This window comes from Azospirillum baldaniorum, assembly GCF_003119195.2.
In the GTDB taxonomy this organism is placed as follows: Bacteria; Pseudomonadota; Alphaproteobacteria; order Azospirillales; family Azospirillaceae; genus Azospirillum; species Azospirillum baldaniorum.
The window spans coordinates 1,759,825-1,776,185 of record NZ_CP022253.1; the positions used below are offsets into that span (position 1 = coordinate 1,759,825).

The following is a 16,361-nucleotide window of genomic DNA, read 5'->3' on the forward strand; positions in this document are numbered from 1 at the left end:
CGCAGCGCGGCGTTCCCCACGACCAATGAAAGTCTTACCGGGCAAAGACAGCCTGCCAACCGCACCAGAAAGAAAGAAGTTTAGAGAATTTGTTCTAAAAGTCATCCAAGAACCAAGGTTTGTACAACCTGAAGGATATGACGAACAGCCGGATTGACCGTCTGCGTGGATTCTTGATAAGTCTCTAAACGAATTGGAGCGGAGACACGGCCGTTCGGTGATGAGGGCGCGACTCACGAGCCACGTGAGAGCACCACGAGACAGGGAGGACCGCGCAATGATCAAGATTGTCAATCTGGGGCGCACCGGCCTTTATGTGGCGATGCAGAATGGTGCTTTGACCACGATCGGTGGCCGCAGCCATTGGCGCTCGCTCGATGACATCCGTTCGGCGGCCAACGCAGCAAAGATCAAGGTCAGCGATACGATTCTCCGCACCGTTCTCTGACGTCAACGCCCGGACGGCCTGCACGAGAATGGCCTGCATGAAGGCGTGACGGTCGGTTCGTGAGCCGGCGGCATCGGATGGCGCCGCCGGCCACAGGCCGTTGCAACAATCAGCCAGCCCGGACCCGCGCCAGGAAACGGTCGACTTCGGCCCTCAGATTGTTCGATTGAATGGACAGCTCGTTCGTCGCCGACAGGACGCTGCGCGCCTCCGACCCGGTGTCCGACGCCGAGGAATTGACGCGCACGATGGTTTCGCTGACCTCGCGGGTGCCGATCGACGCCTGCTGAACGTTGCGGGCGATCTCGGTGGTGGCGGCGCCCTGTTCTTCCATGGCCGACGCGATGGAGGTGGAGATGTCGTTGATCCGCGCGATGGTCGTGGAAATCGAGCGGATGGCGAGCACCGCGTCCTGGGTCGCACCCTGAACCGCGCCGATTTGGGAGTTGATCTCCTCCGTCGCCTTGGCGGTCTGGTTGGCGAGACTCTTCACCTCCGACGCCACAACCGCAAAGCCTTTGCCGGCCTCACCGGCGCGGGCCGCCTCGATGGTGGCGTTCAGCGCGAGGAGGTTGGTCTGGCTCGCGATGTCGTGGATCAGCTTCACCACCTGGCCGATGCGGCTGGCGGCGTCGGCCAACCCCTGCACGGTGGTGTTGGTGCGCTCCGCCTGCGACATGGCCTCGCCGGCGATGGCCGCCGACTGGGTCACCTGATGGCTGATCTCGCCGATGGAGGCGGTCAGCTCCTCTGCAGCCGCCGCAACCGTCTGAATGTTGACGGAGGCCTCCTCCGCCGCTGCCGCCACCTGGGTGGACTGCGCGCTGGTCTCCTCGGCGGTGCGGGTCATGTTCTGGGCGGTGCCCTGGAGCTGCTGCGCGGCGGAAGCCACGGCCTGGACCACGCTCTTCACCTCGCGTTCGAAGGAGTCGGCGGTGGTTCCCAGCTCGCGTGAAATGATCGCAGCGGTGTTCAGATCGACATAGACGGAGGTCGCCAGATCCATGTCCAGGAAGACCGCCTTGTTGATCGCCTGCATCAGCTGGGCGAGCTTCTCCGGTTTCTTGCGGTAGACTTGATAGGCGAGATCGATGAGTTTGTTCAGCGTGAAGCAGTAGGCGCCCGTGTACCAGCGCGGCTCCAGGCCGATGCGCTGGTGAGCCTGCCCGATTTTCAGCACCTGCACCATGTAGGCATCGTCGAAGGTGCCGGTGAAGACGTTCTTCAGCCAATGCTGCTTCTGCATGTCGCGTGCCCGGCCGACCACCGTGGGATTGGCGAGCAGCACCGCGACCTGCGGGACCGAGCGCAGGTAGGCGTAGAAATCCTCGAGGATCTGATCGATGCGTTGAGCGAGGTGGGGTTGGAATTCCCGAAGGACGGCCTTCGTGGGTTCGTCGATTCGCAAGAAGGAGATTCGGTCGAGGATGGATTGTGTCTGGGCAGAATGCGACATGGATCGACTTCCCCGCGAAAATAGGACCGCCTCAGATTAGCGCAATTTGTTTTTAATGCAAAGTAACTAACCTGCGCGCGCACTATGGAGGGTTACGTTCGGTGTGGAAACCGGCAGAGTTGTCGCAGGCCCAACAGATCATCAGGCTTTAACGAAATAGAAAACCGGCGGAGCCGTTTGGCATCCGCCGGTATGTTGCAAGCCGTCGTGAAAATATTTGTTCGTCTACATCAGGCTGCCATATGGGCCGGGGCGCGGCGCAGAGCCTGGGCGGCGCTGAGGACAGCCTTCTGCAGTTTTTCAAAGGCCCGGACCTCGATCTGGCGCACCCGCTCGCGCGATACACAGAACTGCTGGCTCAACGACTCCAGGGTGGACGGGTCCTCCTTCAGGCGCCGCTCGAACAGGATGCGGCGTTCACGGTCGTCCAGACGCTCCAGGGCCTGTCCAACCAGCCGGCGGCGCAGCGCCAGTTCGTCGGCTTCGGCGATCACGCTTTCCTGGGTCGGACGATCGTCGGCCAGAAGCTCCAGCCAATTGGTTTCGCCATCACTGGACAGGGCGGCGTCGAGCGAGCTGTCGTTGGACGACAGCCGGCGGTTCATCTCGATCACCTCCTGCTCCGGCACATCCAGCTCGGTCGCGATGGCGGTGACGGTGGAGGGGGACAGGTCGCCCTGTTCCAGCTCCTGCATCTGGCTCTTCAGGCGGCGCAGGTTGAAGAACAGCTTCTTCTGCGCGGCGGTCGTGCCCATCTTCACCAGGGACCAGCTGTGCAGGATGTATTCCTGTATGGCCGCGCGGATCCACCAGGTGGCGTAGGTCGCGAAACGGAAACCGCGTCCCGGATCGAATTTCTGAGCGGCCTGCATCAGGCCCACATTGCCTTCGGCGACGAGGTCGACCAGCGGCAGCCCGTAGCCGCCGAAGCCGCGGGCGATCTTGATGACCAGCCGCAGGTGGCTGCCCACCAGACGCTCCAGCGCATGGCCGTTCCCGCGGTCGCGCCAGGCGACGGCCAGCTCGCGCTCTTCGTCGGGGGCCAGGATGGGGAACCGCTTCGACTCCTCGACATAACGGGTCAGGCTGGCGTTTTCACCAGTCAGGAGTTTCTTGAGCACACCGGCCTCCTCTCTCCAACGCTCCACCGTCTCTTGCCGCGGAACCTTTTCGATGGCCGTTCGCAGACGCCCATCGTTTCGGCATTCTTATTCTGGGGATTTGCCGAAATTATCCAGGAACACGTCAATCAGACATTGATACTGTGCCGCCACCACCAAGTTGGATCAAGCCTTGAAACGGCGGTGCAGCAATATTTTTTGGCGTATATCCGGACTATTCGGTCCTTATGAATGCCAAAAAGATCGGGAGAACTTTTGGGAGATTGGCGAAAATATGACGGCTTTCGTTTGGAATGAAGGCAGATGCCGGTCTCTCCGCTTTGTCATCACTCGGCCGGAGATGGGTATCCATTTCATAAGGCATGGCCATACAGGCTAGTTCGATCGGCCTTTCGACATAGGAGCTTCCTCAGGGAAGGGTGGGGCGGTGCAGGATCGGTCCGCGGCGACGCTTGTGTTCCACGGGCTTGCGGGCGTGCAATTTCGGAGGGAAACTCAGGACGACGCAAAGCGAGAGGCCCCACCATGAACATTCGCAGCAGCCGACTGGACGATCTGGAGCGCATCCAGGCGATCTACGCTCATCATGTCCTGACCGGTGCGGCCAGCTTCGAGGAAGTCCCACCCAGCCTGGAAGAGCTTGCCCGTCGGCGGGACGACGTGCTGGCCCGGGGTATGCCCTATATCGTTGCGGAGATGGGCGGGAGGGTCATAGGCTATGCCTATGCCGGTCCCTACCGGCTGCGCACCGCCTACCGTTACAGCGTCGAGGATTCGATTTATCTCGATCCGGACTGCATGGGGCGCGGTGCCGGCCGGGCTTTGCTCTCGACGGTGATCGACCGCTGTGAGGAGGCTGGGTGCCGCCAGATGATCGCGGTGATCGGCGACAGCGCAAACGCGTCGTCCATCGGTCTGCACCGTAGCCTGGGCTTCGAGCCGGCGGGCCTGCTGAAGGCGGTGGGGTTCAAGTTCGGGCGCTGGGTGGACAGCGTCCTGATGCAGCGCCCGCTCGGCAACGGGGAGGCGTCACCGCCTGACGGGCATTGACGGAACTGGGCGAAACGGCCGGTGATTTGCCCAACGGTCCGGGCTCAGCGAGGAAACGCGGCGGAAGGGCATGGAGGTGTGTCCCACCACACAGCGTTGTCACCCAGGTGCGTCTTGCTCGTTCTGCTGACGCCATCCATCACCGCTGAACGCAAGAACGGGCGCATCCCCAGGATGCGCCCGCCATTGAGTGTACGGTCTGGGGAAGGTGATCAGTCCTGGACCACCCGCTTGCGGCCCAGACCGAGCTTTGTGGCCATCTCCGACCGGGCCTTCGCGTAGTTCGGGGCGACCATCGGATACTCCGCCGGCAGGCCCCACTTGGCGCGGTAATCGTCCGGGGACATGTCGTAGACGGTCTTCAGATGCCGCTTCAGCATCTTCAGCTTTTTCCCGTCTTCCAGGCAGATGATGTATTCCGGCGTCACCGACTTCTTGATCGGCACCACGGGGACCAGCTCGGCCTTGGCCGGCGCGGATTTCTCTTCGCCGAGGCCGTTGAAGGCCGTCTGAACGTTGAGGATGAGCGCCGGCAGGTCGGCGACCGGCACCGTGTTGTTACCGACATAGGCCGCAACGACCTTGGCGGTCAGGGCCTGCAATTCCGATGCTTCGATGGTCATGGCCGCGTTCAGCTCCGTTCCCCTGTGGATCAGCCGTTTGGAACAGCCTTGGATTAGGGCGAGGTCGATCAGACGTTCACCACGTCGCGCAACTGCTTGGCCGGCTTGAACCGCGGCGCCTTGGACGCGGCGATCTGCACCACCTCGCCGGTGCGCGGGTTGCGCCCTTCGCGGGCGGCGCGCTCGGCAACCTCGAAAATGCCGAATCCGGCGAGGCGCACATCCTCACCACGACCGAGCGCCGAGGAAATGCCTTCGAACACCGACTGGACGACCTTCGCCGCATCGGATTTGCGGATGCCGGCGTTGGTCGCGACGGTCTCGATGAGCTCGGCCTGGTTCATGCGAAACTCCTGGTGCGGGTGCGCGTGTGGATTTTTCCGTGTTCTTGGCAGATTGAATCCATCGGCACAAGAGCGATGGCCGGAAAGGCAACCCTAAGTGTTTTGCCAATGATGAGTTCTTGCGTCCCCTGTGGCCCGGATGCATCAAAGCGACCGCCCACCGCGGCACAACGGTGATGAACGAGCGGAAAATGCAGGATGTTTTCCGTCGATAGTTGATCGACTCGCCGGACGCGGGCCTTGAACGCAAAAACAGCAACACCACTTGCGTGGCGTTCGGGTCCGGGCCCCTCTGACGGCTGAGGCGTCAGCCGTGATGTCGGATACCGCTTGAATTCACTGCAGACGCAGCGCAATCAAGTGGGTCTTGTTATGGATTCCCTTATCGACACCGTCTTTCTCGATTTCATGGGAAAGCCGGTGTGGGTCTGGCTGACCTTCGTCGGCCTCGTTCTGGCCCTGCTGGCCTTCGACCTCGGCATCCTCAACCGCCGCGACCGTGAGATCGGCGTCAGGGAAAGCCTCCGTCTCTCCGCCTTCTACATCGCCGTCGCCTTGCTGTTCGGCGGCTGGGTCTGGTGGTCGATGGGCGACACCGCGGCGGCCCAGTACTACACGGGCTTCTTCATCGAAAAGAGCCTGTCGCTCGACAACGTCTTCATCATTTCGCTGATCTTCACCTACTTCGCGGTCCCGCGCGCCTACCAGCACCGCGTGCTGTTCTGGGGCATCCTGGGCGTGATCGTGATGCGCGGCCTGATGATCGCCGCCGGCGCCGCCCTGGTCAGCGAGTTCCATTGGGTGCTCTACGTCTTCGGCGCCTTCCTGCTGATCACCGGCGTGAAGATGCTGTTCGCCGTGGACAAGGAGCCGGACTTCGCCACCAGCCCGGCGCTGCGCTTCCTGAACCGTCATCTGCGGATCACCGACGGCTTCCGCGGCCAGAGGTTCTTCGTGCGCGAGGCGGGGCCGGACGGGCGAACCGCGCTCTACGCCACGCCGCTGTTCCTGGCGCTGATGATGGTCGAGTTCGCCGACCTGATCTTCGCGGTGGACAGCGTGCCGGCGATCTTCGCCATCACCACCGACCCCTACATCATCTACACCAGCAACATCTTCGCCATCCTCGGCCTGCGCGCGCTCTACTTCGCGCTGGCGGCGATGGTCCACCGCTTCCGTTACCTGAAATACGCGCTGGCGCTGGTGCTGGTCTTCATCGGCGGCAAGATCTTCTACACGCAGATCTTCGGCAAGCCGGACCCGCTGGTCTCGCTGGGCGTGACGCTGACCCTGATCGCGGGCGGCGTGGTGGTCTCGCTTCTCAAGACGCGCAGCGAGGGCAAGCGGCTGCCGGCGGAGTAACGCCGATCAGCCGGTGAAGCCCAGGCGCTTCAGGGCGGCGATGCTCTCCTTTGCGCTGGTGTGGAGGATGAAGTCGCCGCCCGCCTGCGTCCAGGGATCGCGGGCCTTTTCGCGGTCGTCCACCAGGACCGTGCCTGGCCCTCCATGGCGGTGCTTGTCGCGGGCCATGCAGGTGATGACCCGCACATGGGGACCCAGCATGTGGGCGACCCAGCGCCGCTTCTGCTCCGGCGCCCAGGAGCCGAGCGGCAGGCCGGTCAGGATGGTCGGGGCGTAAGGTTCGCAGAATCGCCAGAGATCCCGCGCGTCGTGCATGAACTCCAGCGTTCCGAAGAAGTCGGGATGGCGGGACAGTTCCCGCCACATGACCTTCATCGGGATCTCCTCCGGGCGTTTGCCGGTGACCGCCTTCACGCCGCGGTCGAAATCGGCCAGAACGCCGTCGAGGTCGAGAAACAGCTTGGATCTCTGCATCGTCTGCCTTGTCCTGCCGGTCCAACGTCCAGTCCAACCAACGTCCAGCCCATCCAACTCTGGATGAACGCGACCGCAGACTAACGGTCGCACGGAACCTTCGCCAGCCGGTCGGGTTGCACCCGAAGGCATAGGCGCACGGTTCCGGTGCGGCAGGGGGGTACGGATGACGGTCATAGGCATTTCAGGATCTTACGGCGGCTTGAATTTGGGCGACGAGGCGATCCTCACGTCGGCCATCGAGCAATTGCGCGCCGCGGTGCCGGGGGTGGAGGTGGTCGTCTTCTCGCGCAACGCCGCCCACACCCGCGAGAACCACGCGGTGGACCGCGTTCTGAATCCGCGGGAAGCCATGAAGGACGAAATCACGCCGGAGGTCGAGCGGCTCGACCTGCTGCTTCTGGGCGGCGGCGGCATTCTCTACGACAGCGAGGCGCAGACCTACCTGCGCGAGGTCACCATCGCGCAGAGGCTGGGGGTGCCGTCCTACACCTTCGCCATCGGCGTCGGTCCGCTGAAGGATCGGGTGGAGCGCGATGCGGTGCGCGAGGGGCTCGACCGCATGACCGGCATCACCGTCCGCGAACCGAGCGCCAAGCGGCTGATCGAGGAGATCGGCGTGCAGGTCCCCGTGACGGTCACCGCCGATCCGGCGCTGCTGCTGAAGCCGGAGCCCTTCACCGAGGAGATGCTCGCCGAGGCCGGCATCCCGCGCGGCCGCCCGCTGGTCGGCCTGTCGGTGCGCGAGCAGGGCGCCGCGGCGCCGGACCTCACCGATGCGGCCTATCACCAGCTGTTGGCGGAAGCGGCGGACTACATCGTGCAGCGCTTCGGCGCCGATGTGGTGTTCGTGCCGATGGAGCGCGCCGACGTGCGGGAGGCGCACCGCGTCATGGGCCGTATGGCGGTGTCGGAGCGCGCCCATCTGCTGCAATACCGCTACACGCCGCGCCAGATCATCGGGCTGATGGATCATTTCGAAATGGCCGTGGGGATGCGGCTGCATTTCCTGATCTTCGCGGCCATCACCGGCACGCCGCTGATCGCGCTCCCCTACGCCTCCAAGGTGTCGGATTTTCTGTCCTCGATCGGGCTGGAGCCGCGGGCGACGGTGTCCCACACCACCGCCGGAACCTTCCTCGCCGATCTCGACCGCCTGTGGGACCACCGCGCGGAGCAGAAGGGACTGCTGCGCGATAGGATTCCCGTGCTGATGGAGCGTGCCAGCGAGACGGCGCCGCTGGCCCTGCAGACGGTGGCGCCGCGCGCCGAAACGGCGGCCAAAGCAGCGGCCAAAGCAGCGGAATGACGAAAGGAGCCAGTCTTGCCCGTCCTGCCCTGTCCCCCGAACCCTGAATCAGTCACCCTGCCGCCGCGCCGCGCCATGAAGGTCGCGCGCTGCCACGTGCTCGTCGTCGGCGGCGGTCCGGCCGGCATGGGGGCGGCCATCGGCGCCGCCCAGTCGGGGGCCGACACCATCCTGGTGGAGCGTTACGGCTTCCTCGGCGGCAACGCCACGGCCGCCCTCGTCATGCCCTGGATGAGCTTCTACACCCAGCGCGGATCGGTGGCGGTCGTGGACAACACCCGCCTGATGCCGCAGGACCACGGCCCTGGCGAGCCGGTGGTGGGTGGGGCGCTGGCCGTCTTCCTGGGCCGGCTCTACACCAACCAGGGGGCCATTCCGCCCTCGCCGGATACCGGCTTCACCGTTCCCTTCGACCCGGAGGTGCTGAAGGTCACCGCCCAGCAGATCCTCGACGAAGCCGGGGTGAAGGTGCTGCTGCACGCCTTCGCCTCCACCGTTCTCGGCGAGCCGGGCAAGCCCGACGCGGTGGTCTTCGAGACGAAGTCCGGCCCGGTGGTCATCGAGGCCGACGTGATCGTCGATTGCACCGGGGACGGCGACATCGCGGCGCTGGCCGGCTGCGACTATGAGGTCGGGCGGGAGGAGGACGGGCTGACCCAGCCGATGACGCTGATGTTCCGCATGGTCGGCTTCGACCACGACGCCTTCAACGGCTATGTGCGGGAGCATCCGACGCAATGGCGCGGCGTGCACGGGCTGTGGGACCTCGTGTCGAAGGCCACCGCCAACGGCGACCTCGATCTGGCGCGCGAGGACATCCTGTTCTTCGCCACCACCCACCCCGGGGAGATCGCCCTGAACTGCACGCGGGTCACCGGCGCTCTGGGCACCGACGTCTTCGACCTGACCCGCGCGGAGTGGGAGAGCCATCGGCAGGCCGCGCAGATCGCCAATTTCCTGCGCAAATACGCCCCCGGCTTCGCCGACTCCTACACCTGCCAGACCGGCACCGGAATCGGCATCCGCGAGACGCGGCGCATCGTCGGCGACTACGCCATGACCGCGGACGACGTGCTGGGCGCGGCCAAGTTCAAGGACGCCATCGCGCGGGGCACCTACCCGGTGGACATCCACAGCCCGACGGGCCGCGGCACGGTGCTGAAGCGCGTGCCCTCCGGCGAATGGTACGAGGTGCCGATGCGGGCGCTTCTGCCCAAGGGGACGGAGAGGCTGCTGGTGGCCGGACGCTGCATCTCCGGCAGCCACGAGGCCCATTCCTCCTACCGGGTGACGCCCACCTGCATGGCGACGGGGCAGGCCGCCGGGGTCTGCGCGTCGATGGCGGCGCGGCGCGGCGAGCGCACCCGCGACATCCCGGTCGGCGCCATCCAGCGCGAACTGCTGCGCCAGGGGGCTCTGCTGCGCGAACCGGAGGCGTAAGGCTTCCTTGGGGTCAGCGCATCGCGAAGAGTTCCTGGTGGAAGCGCTGGTCCACCGGCAGGCCGTGGGACGCGAAGTCGTGCCGCAGCGCTTGCCCGAAGCCCGTCGGGCCGCAGAACCAGACGCTGGCGTCGCGCCATTCCGGCACCAGCGCACGGATGCGCTCGCCGTCCAGGCGGCCGTCGCGGCTGTCGATCAGGACATGGAGGCGAACCCCCGCCGCCGTCGCGTCGGCGGTGAGCTTCGCGATCGCGTCCCCGTCGTACTCGCTGGTGGTGTGGAAGAAATCGATGGTTTGCCGTGGCCGTTCGACGCTTGCCGCCAGAAACTTCATGCGGGCGATGAAGGGTGTGACGCCGATCCCGCCGCCCACCCAGATCTGGTGTGGGCATGAATCGTCGAAGGTGAAGCAGCCGTAGGGACCTTCCACCGTCACCGCTTGGCCGACCGCCAGCCGTTCCCGCAGCCGCCGGGTGTGGTCGCCAAGCTCCTTGACCACGAAGGTGATCCGGCGCTCGGCGTCGTTCCAGGCCGAGGCGATGGTGTAGGGATGGGCACCCTCCGCCCTGTCCGAGGTGGCGAAGGCGAACTGGCCCGCCTTGTGGCCCGGCCAGCCCTGCGGAACGTCGATGGCGACCTCCAGCGTGCGCACGCCCGGAAAGTAATGGAGGGCGCTGATCGTGCCCGGAACCCGCCGGTCGGCGGCGACCCGGCCGAGGAGCACGACGATGGCAGCCCACGCGCTGGCGGCGAGCAGCGGCGCCATCACCCAGCCGATGGGCGCGCTCCAGTAGACGAAGTCGGTCAGCACGACGGCGTGGAAAACCAGCACGAGATAGGTGATCGCCAGCAGGCGGTGCGTCTTGAAGAACAGCCGGTAGGGGAGGCGTTTGAACAGAGCCAGCGCGATCAGCAGCACCGCCGCGTAGAAGGCCCATTCGCCGAGCCATTCGGCGGTGCCGCGCAGGCTGCGGAGCGACTGTTCGAGGGAACTGTCGGGAATGGCCCGCGGTCCCCGTTGCGGCCGGGCCAGCCACCCCCAGCCCACCGCCCATTTCGGCCCCTGGGCCCACAGCCAATGAACGACCGCCGCGACGAGGCCGGCAATGCCCAGCCATTTGTGCAGACGGTACATCTTGTCGAGACCGCCGAACCACGCCTCCGGCCAGCGCGGCCGCAGCGCCAGGATCGTCGCCATGCCCATGCAGCCGATGGCGATGATTCCGCTGTACTGAACCAATGCAGCGCGAAGACCGAAAAAGCTGTCCGCCGAAAACACGCCGGGTTCAGCGGCAAGCCATAACATCGTGAGAAGGGTTAAAATACCCCATAAAGACAGTTTGATCCTTGTCATGGCGACATCCTCCGTGTCGGCCACCGTCAAGGTGCGGATGGAGGAATGCTTCGCTATCGCCTTTCCGGTGACAAGCCGATTCCGATCATCGCAGCCATTCGAATCTTCGGCCACGACAATGGCGGGGGAGGGCGGCGCATCCGGTTACTTGCGAATCCAGACCTTGGTTTCCATGAAGCGGTTGGCGAGAAAGCGGTAGGTCTGCTTTTGCAACTGCTCGATGGCTGTCGACTTCTCCACCGGCGTGGTGTCCCAGGCCTGGAGGATGTCCTCCCATTCCAGAAGCCGGGCGCGCAGGTCGTCGCGGATCTTGCGGATGAAGGTCACGGTGGTGTCGAAGGACTTCAGCGCGCCGAAGATCTCGCCGGTCTGGGCATCCGCCTGCTCGAAGATGGCATCATAGTCCTTGAGCGGCTTGCCCAGCAGCCCCTGCATGCGCGCGACCTCGTTGCACAGGGTGCGATCGGTCCGGTAGATCTGGGTCAGTCGGGTCAACTTGCCGCTGATGGCGCTGATGGCGTTGAAGCGGTCGCGCAGCGCCTCGATGTAGGACAGCTCCTGAGTCAGATCCTCGATGCGGTCGGTCAGGTACTGCTCGTAATTGTCCTTCAGGTTGAGCTTCGCCGCGATGTCCTTGAAGGCGGCCTTGACGCGCTGCTTGGTCTGCGGGTCCTCGACGATCTGCTCCAACTCGTCGGCCTTCACCACGATCATCTCGCTTCCGGAGATCGAGGAGACGAGCTGCACCGTCAGACGTCCCCGTGCGATGGTCCGGTGCTTCTCCTCAACTGACCAGGAGGCGCGGCCGTCCAGCAACTCCCCGGGAATCTGCTCGCCGGGGCGGATCTGCTTCACATAGGCCAAGCCCTTCTCCACCACATCCAGCAGCTTGGAGTCGCGGCTGTCCTCCTTGATGTCGAAGGATTCCATCAGCGTGTTGAAGGGCAGGGCGGCCTTCAGATCCCCCAGCAGGATGTGGAGCACCGGCTGCTTGGAGGAGGGGTCGATGCAGAAGAAGGCTCCGGACAGGCTGAACACCTTGTGCTCGAAATCGAAATGCGTGTCCCGCATCGGCGCCGCGGGGGCGGCATCGCTTACTGCGGGGGCGGGCGTCGCCTCGGCAGCTTCCGTGCTTCCGGTTTCGGGATCGGGGACATCGGACATGGGCGGGGACCGGAAGCGGGAATGGGACGGGGAGGTTACAGCAGATCGCGCAGCCGGAACCAGAGCATCGCGAGGACAAGCGCCGGTGTGCGGAATCGCCGCCCGCCGGGGAAGGGCAGGTGGGGCACGCGGGCGAACACGTCGAACCGCTCGGCCGTGCCGCGGATCGCCTCCGCCATGACCCGACCGGCCATGCCGGCCAGCGCCACCCCATGTCCGGAATAGCCGTGGGCGAAATAGGTGGTCGGCGTCAGCCGCCCGACCTGCGGCATGCGATTCATGGTGATGGCGACATGGCCGCCCCAGAAATGATCGACCGCCGAGCCGCGGAGCTGCGGAAAGACCGCCAGCATCTTGGACCGCATGGCGATCTTCAGCCCCGGCGCGTCCAGCCCGGAATAGCTGACGCCGCCACCGAACAGCAGCCGGTGGTCGGCGGAACGCCGGAAGTAGTTCAGCACGAAGTTCATGTCGCTGACCGCGATATTGGTCGGCAGCAGGGAGGCCGCGGTCGCCTCGCCCAGCGGCTCGGTGGCGATCATGTAGGTGGCGACCGGCATCACCACGGCCGACAGGCGCGGTGCCAGCGCCCCGAGATAGGCGTTCCCGGCCAGCACGAGGAAGCGCGCCGTCACCCGTCCCATCGCGGTGCTGGCTACGGGACGATCCCCGGTGTCGATGGCGGTGACCCGGCTGTCCTCGAAGATGCGCACGCCGGCCCGGGCGGCGGCGCTGGCGAGGCCCAGCGCGTAGTTCAGCGGGTGCAGATGGCCGCTTCCGTCGTCGGCCAGCCCGCCGACATAGGCGTCGCTGCCCACCACCGCCCGCATGGCCTCGCGGTCGAGCGCGCGGACCTTGTTGTAGCCGTAGTCGTCGCGCATCTCGCGCTCCATCGCGGCCACGTCGTCCATGTGGCGCGGCTTCACCGCCGCGTGGGCGAAGCCCCAGGTGAGGTCGCAGGGAATGGCGTGCCTGGCCACCCGCTCCGCCAGCAGCGCCTTGGATTCCTCGCCGAGGTCCCACAGCCGCCGCGCGTCCTCTTTCCCGACCCAGCGCTCGATGGTGCTCATCGACTTGTTGTAGCCGGTGATGATCTGCCCGCCGTTGCGGCCCGACGCCCCCCAGCCGACGCGGTTGGCTTCCAGCAGAACCACGTCGTAGCCCTGCTCGGCCAATTCCAGCGCGGTCATCAGCCCGGTGTAGCCGCCGCCGACCACGCAGACGTCGCAGGACAGCGAGTCCTCCAGCACCGGGTGCTGCGGGTATGGAGTCGCGGTGTCGGCGTACCACGAGCGGATGTGTGATGATGGCGGCATGATCGCCGAGTTAGGGGAGGGACCCCCGCCCCGTCAATGATTCCAGCGGTCATATGGGCAGGATCTTTGTTCCCCTCTGGCGCGAGGAGGGGGTGCGGGATCATAGTAAGGCGGTCGTTCACAGCAGGGAGGGGCTGCCCACCGTCCGGTGCGGTCCATACGTTCATGGGTTTCATGGAAGACTTCATCAAGAAGAACCGCATCACCGAAGTGGAATGCCTCGTGCCCGACATGTCGGGCATCGCGCGCGGCAAGATCGTGCCCGCCGAGAAGTTCCTGCGCATCCTGCGCGACCGTGGTCTGCGGCTGCCCGAGGCGATCTTCGTCCAGACCGTGACCGGGGAGTATCCGGAGGACGATTCGGTCACCTCGGATGAGAATTCCGACATCTACATGATCCCGGACGAGCGGACGATCCGCTTCGTCCCCTGGTACGAGGAGCCGACCGCCCAGGTCATCACCGACTGCGTGTACGCCGACGGCAGCCCGGTGAACTTCTCGCCCCGCCATGTCCTGAAGCGGGTGCTGTCGCTCTACGAGGAGCGCGGCTGGAAGCCGATGGTGGCCCCGGAACTGGAGTTCTTCCTCGTCCAGGTCAACAAGGACCCCGACTACCCGCTGGTGCCGCCGGTCGGCCGCAACGGGCGCGTGGAGAGCGGACGGCAGGCCTTCGGCATCGACGCGGTGAACGAGTTCGATCCGATCTTCGAGATGGTCTACGACTTCTGCGAGGCGCAGGACATCGACATCGACACCCTGACCCACGAGGCCGGGGCGGCGCAGATCGAGATCAACTTCAACCACGGCGACGCGCTGGAGCTGGCCGACCAGGCCTTCCTGTTCAAGCGCACGGCGCGCGAGGCGGCACTGCGCCATCAGGTCTACGCGACCTTCATGGCCAAGCCGATGCAGAACGAGCCGGGCAGCGCCATGCACATCCACCAGTCGGTGGTCGATGCGGATTCCGGGCGCAACCTGTTCTCCGACGCCAACGGGGCGGACACGCCGCTGTTCATGTCGCACATCGCCGGCCTCCAGAAGTATTTGCCCTACGCGATGCCGCTGCTGGCGCCGAACGTGAACTCCTACCGGCGGCTGGTGCCGAACTCCGACGCGCCGATCAACGTGCATTGGGGTCGCGACAACCGCACCACCGGCCTGCGCGTTCCCGTCTCGCCCGCCGATTCGCGCCGGGTGGAGAACCGGGTGGCCGGCGCCGACGCGAATCCGTACCTCGCCATCGCCGCGTCGCTGGCCTGCGGCTATCTCGGCATGGCCCAGGGGCTGGAGCCGACCGACCCGGTGAAGGGCTCCGCCTACCGGCTCGCCTTCACCCTGCCGCGCCACCAGGGCGACGCGCTCCAGAAGTTCAACGCCTGCAAGCCGCTGAAAGAGGTGCTGGGCGAGAAGTTCCTGGACGCGGTGACCTGCGTGAAGGAGGCCGAGTACGAGGCCTATCACCGGGTGATCAGCTCCTGGGAGCGCGAAAATCTTCTGCTGAACGTTTGAGCATTTTTCCGCCCCCTTCCGCCGCTGCCGCGGAAGGGGGCGTTTGCGTTCCGCAAAACCCGCAAAACCACCCGCAAATCGTTGACAACGAACCCCCCCGTGGGTGCAATAGCGCTCGCGCCGGGGACGCTGCGCGATGCGCGCCGCCCCCCACGTCGAATGGAAAAAAGTCGACCAGTCACGAACTGACGAACGATCCAGAATTCGGGGGCTTTCTGCATGAAACGTTTCGCTCTCAGCGTCATCGGCGCCGTCGCGGCGATCGCCATCGCCGGGCCGGCGCTGGCCCAGGCCAAGAAGCCGGTCAACATCTACATCTGGAACGACTATCTGGGCGAATCGACGCTGGCGGACTTCACCAAGGCCACCGGCTACGACACCAAGGTGGACCTCTACGACAGCCTTGAGTTGCTGGAGCAGAAGGTGCTGGTCGGCAAGTCGGGCTATGACGTGATCGTCCCGACCGCCGAGCCGACCCTGTCGCGCATGATCCAGGCGAAGGTCGTGGCGCCGCTCGACAAGGCGAAGATCCCGAACCTGAAGAACGTCGATCCGAAGGTTCTCAAGCTCCTCGAGAACTCGGACCCCGGCAACAAGTTCGCCGTGCCCTATCTGGGCGGCACGGTCGGCATCGCCATCATCCCGGAGAAGATCAAGGCCGTCGCCCCCGACGTCCCACTCGACAGCTGGGACCTGATCTTCAAGCCGGAGGTGGCGAAGAAGGTCGCGGCCTGCGGCATCACCGTGATGGATTCGGCCATCGACGTGATCCCGTCGGTGCTGAATTACCTCGGCCTCGATCCGAATTCCGAGAAGAAGGAGGATCTGGACAAGGTCGAGAAGACGCTGCTGGCGGTCCGCCCCTACATCAAGCAGTTCGTCACCGGCCAGAACATCAACATCCTGGCGGGCGGCGACGCCTGCGTCGTCATGGCCTACAACGGCGACGCCATCCAGGGTGCCGCCCGCGCCGAGGAAGCCAAGAACGGCGTGAAGGTCGAATACATCACGCCGAAGGAAGGCGTGCAGGTGTGGTGGGACACGCTGGCCATCCCGGCGGATGCGCCGAACAAGGAGGGCGCGCACGCCTACATCAACTTCATCCTGGACCCGGCGAACATCGCGGCGGTGTCCAATACGGTCAGCTACGCCAACGCCGTTCCGGCCTCGCTGGCCTCGGTTGACGAGGGTGTGAAGACCAACCCCGCCGTCTTCCTGCCGGAGAACAGCAGCCTCAAGCTGTTCGCCCTGAAGTCGATCAAGCAGACCACCGACCGCGCCCGCACCCGCGTCTGGACCAAGGTCAAGACCGGCAAGTAAGCGCAGCCGCGAACCGGCACGCACGACACGCGCCCTGGTCGTTTCCCATCGGGAACGGCCGGGGCGTTCCC

At 65.2% G+C, this 16,361-nt stretch carries 15 protein-coding genes; 7 read left to right on the forward strand and 8 right to left on the reverse strand.

The window, feature by feature from the left end; genetic code table 11:
- Positions 1–277: 277 nt before the first annotated feature.
- Positions 278–448 carry a hypothetical protein gene (locus Sp245p_RS34855; protein ID WP_014240483.1) on the forward strand — a complete coding sequence of 57 codons (171 nt, stop codon included), beginning with the start codon at positions 278–280 and terminating at the stop codon, positions 446–448.
- Positions 449–557: 109 nt separating this feature from the next.
- Here the strand turns inward: Sp245p_RS34855 and Sp245p_RS08270 are convergent, their stop codons facing one another.
- Both Sp245p_RS08270 and rpoH read right to left on the reverse strand, forming a co-directional pair.
- Positions 558–1,904, reverse strand: coding sequence for a globin-coupled sensor protein (locus Sp245p_RS08270; protein ID WP_014240482.1), 1,347 nt, complete (start codon positions 1,902–1,904; stop codon positions 558–560).
- Positions 1,905–2,134: 230 nt separating this feature from the next.
- Positions 2,135–3,025, reverse strand: a complete 891-nt coding sequence (gene rpoH / locus Sp245p_RS08275) for an RNA polymerase sigma factor RpoH (RefSeq protein ID WP_014240481.1) — start codon at positions 3,023–3,025, stop codon at positions 2,135–2,137.
- Between the two features lie 525 nt (positions 3,026–3,550).
- Here rpoH and Sp245p_RS08280 point away from each other — a divergent pair.
- The gene (locus tag Sp245p_RS08280) at positions 3,551–4,075 is read left to right on the forward strand and encodes a GNAT family N-acetyltransferase (RefSeq protein ID WP_109138452.1); all 525 of its coding nucleotides are present in this window, start codon (positions 3,551–3,553) and stop codon (positions 4,073–4,075) included.
- A 212-nt stretch (positions 4,076–4,287) separates the two neighbouring features.
- Here Sp245p_RS08280 and Sp245p_RS08285 read toward each other — a convergent pair whose 3' ends face one another.
- Positions 4,288–4,698 carry a Ros/MucR family transcriptional regulator gene (locus Sp245p_RS08285; RefSeq protein WP_014240479.1) on the reverse strand — a complete coding sequence of 137 codons (411 nt, stop codon included), beginning with the start codon at positions 4,696–4,698 and terminating at the stop codon, positions 4,288–4,290.
- Positions 4,699–4,766: 68 nt separating this feature from the next.
- Complete coding sequence (locus Sp245p_RS08290; RefSeq protein ID WP_275042728.1) at positions 4,767–5,093, reverse strand: HU family DNA-binding protein; 327 nt, start codon at positions 5,091–5,093, stop codon at positions 4,767–4,769.
- A gap of 321 nt (positions 5,094–5,414) precedes the next feature.
- On the opposite strand from Sp245p_RS08290, the gene Sp245p_RS08295 reads away from it, so the two are divergent.
- On the forward strand, positions 5,415–6,404 hold the full coding sequence (locus Sp245p_RS08295) for a TerC family protein (protein WP_014240477.1): 990 nt from the start codon (positions 5,415–5,417) through the stop codon (positions 6,402–6,404).
- Positions 6,405–6,410: 6 nt separating this feature from the next.
- On the opposite strand, the gene Sp245p_RS08300 is transcribed toward Sp245p_RS08295, so the two are convergent.
- Positions 6,411–6,878, reverse strand: coding sequence for an HAD family hydrolase (locus Sp245p_RS08300; RefSeq protein WP_014240476.1), 468 nt, complete (start codon positions 6,876–6,878; stop codon positions 6,411–6,413).
- A gap of 202 nt (positions 6,879–7,080) precedes the next feature.
- On the opposite strand from Sp245p_RS08300, the gene Sp245p_RS08305 reads away from it, so the two are divergent.
- Positions 7,081–8,187 (forward strand): polysaccharide pyruvyl transferase family protein, encoded by a 1,107-nt coding sequence (locus tag Sp245p_RS08305; protein WP_198421063.1) that lies wholly within the window; start codon positions 7,081–7,083, stop codon positions 8,185–8,187.
- A gap of 15 nt (positions 8,188–8,202) precedes the next feature.
- Positions 8,203–9,627, forward strand: a complete 1,425-nt coding sequence (locus Sp245p_RS08310) for an FAD-dependent oxidoreductase (RefSeq protein WP_041811073.1) — start codon at positions 8,203–8,205, stop codon at positions 9,625–9,627.
- A gap of 13 nt (positions 9,628–9,640) precedes the next feature.
- Here the strand turns inward: Sp245p_RS08310 and Sp245p_RS08315 are convergent, their stop codons facing one another.
- The 3 genes from Sp245p_RS08315 to Sp245p_RS08325 form a co-directional block, all read right to left on the reverse strand.
- Positions 9,641–10,867, reverse strand: coding sequence for a ferredoxin reductase family protein (locus Sp245p_RS08315; protein WP_244439290.1), 1,227 nt, complete (start codon positions 10,865–10,867; stop codon positions 9,641–9,643).
- 258 nt (positions 10,868–11,125) lie between these two features.
- The gene (locus Sp245p_RS08320) at positions 11,126–12,145 is read right to left on the reverse strand and encodes a hypothetical protein (protein ID WP_014240472.1); all 1,020 of its coding nucleotides are present in this window, start codon (positions 12,143–12,145) and stop codon (positions 11,126–11,128) included.
- Between the two features lie 35 nt (positions 12,146–12,180).
- Positions 12,181–13,461, reverse strand: a complete 1,281-nt coding sequence (locus tag Sp245p_RS08325; protein WP_014240471.1) for an NAD(P)/FAD-dependent oxidoreductase — start codon at positions 13,459–13,461, stop codon at positions 12,181–12,183.
- Between the two features lie 165 nt (positions 13,462–13,626).
- On the opposite strand from Sp245p_RS08325, the gene Sp245p_RS08330 reads away from it, so the two are divergent.
- Both Sp245p_RS08330 and Sp245p_RS08335 read left to right on the forward strand, forming a co-directional pair.
- Positions 13,627–14,970, forward strand: a complete 1,344-nt coding sequence (locus Sp245p_RS08330) for a glutamine synthetase family protein (RefSeq protein WP_014240470.1) — start codon at positions 13,627–13,629, stop codon at positions 14,968–14,970.
- Positions 14,971–15,189: 219 nt separating this feature from the next.
- Complete coding sequence (locus Sp245p_RS08335) at positions 15,190–16,290, forward strand: extracellular solute-binding protein (protein ID WP_014240469.1); 1,101 nt, start codon at positions 15,190–15,192, stop codon at positions 16,288–16,290.
- Positions 16,291–16,361 lie beyond the last annotated feature (71 nt).

What these genes read in the sequence shown, in the direction of transcription:
- Sp245p_RS34855 (WP_014240483.1), top strand. Translation starts at nt 278, where the DNA reads ATGATCAAGATTGTCAATCTGGGGCGCACCGGCCTTTATGTGGCGATG.
- Sp245p_RS08270 (WP_014240482.1), bottom strand. Translation starts at nt 1,904, where the DNA reads ATGTCGCATTCTGCCCAGACACAATCCATCCTCGACCGAATCTCCTTC.
- Sp245p_RS08280 (WP_109138452.1), top strand. Translation starts at nt 3,551, where the DNA reads ATGAACATTCGCAGCAGCCGACTGGACGATCTGGAGCGCATCCAGGCG.
- Sp245p_RS08285 (WP_014240479.1), bottom strand. Translation starts at nt 4,698, where the DNA reads ATGACCATCGAAGCATCGGAATTGCAGGCCCTGACCGCCAAGGTCGTT.
- Sp245p_RS08295 (WP_014240477.1), top strand. Translation starts at nt 5,415, where the DNA reads ATGGATTCCCTTATCGACACCGTCTTTCTCGATTTCATGGGAAAGCCG.
- Sp245p_RS08300 (WP_014240476.1), bottom strand. Translation starts at nt 6,878, where the DNA reads ATGCAGAGATCCAAGCTGTTTCTCGACCTCGACGGCGTTCTGGCCGAT.
- Sp245p_RS08320 (WP_014240472.1), bottom strand. Translation starts at nt 12,145, where the DNA reads ATGTCCGATGTCCCCGATCCCGAAACCGGAAGCACGGAAGCTGCCGAG.
- Sp245p_RS08325 (WP_014240471.1), bottom strand. Translation starts at nt 13,461, where the DNA reads ATGCCGCCATCATCACACATCCGCTCGTGGTACGCCGACACCGCGACT.
- Sp245p_RS08330 (WP_014240470.1), top strand. Translation starts at nt 13,627, where the DNA reads ATGGGTTTCATGGAAGACTTCATCAAGAAGAACCGCATCACCGAAGTG.
- Sp245p_RS08335 (WP_014240469.1), top strand. Translation starts at nt 15,190, where the DNA reads ATGAAACGTTTCGCTCTCAGCGTCATCGGCGCCGTCGCGGCGATCGCC.